General features: G+C 47.3%; 1 protein-coding gene. It reads left to right on the forward strand.

The features are described from left to right. Positions 1–27 precede the first annotated feature (27 nt). A partial coding sequence (locus M977_RS15920) for a hypothetical protein (protein ID WP_209438607.1) occupies positions 28–657 on the forward strand: 630 nt, incomplete at its 3' end.

Consider the following 657-nt stretch of genomic DNA (forward strand, 5'->3'; position numbering starts at 1 on the left):
CAACTCACAGCCGAACAAGTTGTGGCAATGAATAGTTTACAGGAGCTGACTAGCGCTCAGTTTGGCTTGTTAAATATTTCTGGTTTACCGGTTTCTGTGATTGCCAATTTAACCTCGACTGAATATGCGGGGCTTAGCGCAAAACAGATCTCGGCATTAAGCGCGGAACAAATTAATGCCCTGCAATACGTAGACTTGCTGTCGGTTGCGGCGGTAAGTGGATTTACAGCCGCTCAAATGCCTGCTTTGAGTGATAACGTGCTTTCGCATTTAAGTGCGGATCAGGTTGCTGCAATAACGCACTTAAGTGCACTGAATAGCCAACAGTTCGGGCTGTTAAATATTTCCCAACTGTCTGAATCAGCTATTAACGGTTTAAGCAAAACGGAATATGAAGGATTAACTGCACTTCAGGTTGCCACCTTAAGTCCTGCACAAATTAAGGCGATGTACCACCCATCCTGGATGTCGGATGCCACTGCGAGCGCTTTCACACCAGAACAGGTGCAAAACATCAGTATCGGTATGAACTGGTTCTCGGCGGGTTGGTTAAATAACCTGAGCCTTCAAACATTGCAGGCGATGACGCCTGTTCAGGCCGGTCAGATTTCCACCACCACACTTGCGGCTCTGGATAGCGAACACCTGCATGCCTTT

It is taken from the genome of Buttiauxella gaviniae ATCC 51604, assembly GCF_001654835.1.
Lineage (GTDB): Bacteria > Pseudomonadota > Gammaproteobacteria > Enterobacterales > Enterobacteriaceae > Buttiauxella > Buttiauxella gaviniae.